This window comes from Mesorhizobium sp. M7A.F.Ca.AU.002.02.1.1 (assembly GCF_003998535.1).
Lineage (GTDB): Bacteria > Pseudomonadota > Alphaproteobacteria > Rhizobiales > Rhizobiaceae > Mesorhizobium > Mesorhizobium ciceri.
In genome coordinates this window covers 1-611 of sequence record NZ_RZPB01001416.1, presented here as the reverse complement: position 1 = coordinate 611, position 611 = coordinate 1, and the positions used below count along the sequence as shown (strand labels likewise).

At 64.6% G+C, this 611-nt stretch carries 1 protein-coding gene; it reads right to left on the bottom strand.

The window, feature by feature from the left end; translation table 11 throughout:
* Positions 1-611: FGGY-family carbohydrate kinase (locus tag EN879_RS38095; RefSeq protein WP_245493963.1), on the bottom strand; the 611-nt coding region annotated here is incomplete at both ends.

Sequence of the window (611 nt, the reverse complement as noted above, 5' to 3'; positions counted from 1 at the left end):
CACCGGCACTGTAGTCCGCGAAAATGCCGACGCCGGTGCCCGCCGCGATCGCCGCTCCCAGCGCGCCGGTTTCGCGGCTGCGCGCCACGGTGACGGGCACGCCGAGCACATCGGCGAAAATCTGCGGCCAGACGCTGCTGCGCGAGCCGCCGCCGGACAACACCACCTGGTCGAAATCGGCGCCCGCTTTGTGCAAGGTCTCGACATGGCGCTTGTGCTCGAAGGCGACCCCCTCGAACAGCGCACGCAGCAGATGGGCTCGGCTGTGCCAGCCGGCGATGCCGTAGAAGCCGGCGCGCGCATGGCCATTCTGCTGCGAGCCATAAAGGAAGGGATGATAGATCGGGATGTCGCTGTTGGGATCGACGGACGCCACCAGTTCGCTGCACAATTCGAATGGCGACTTGCCGGCTTCGCCGCCATGTTCGAGGAATTCGCGAACGATCCATTCGAGATTGGCGGCCGAGGTGGCACTGGATTCGATCGCCAGATAGCGCTGGCGATCGAAAGTCGACAGCATGAAGATCGAAGGGTCGCGGATCGGCTTGTCGGTGATGACCTGGTTGATGCTCCAGGTTCCGGCGATGACCGAGGCGGCACCGGTTCTGGTC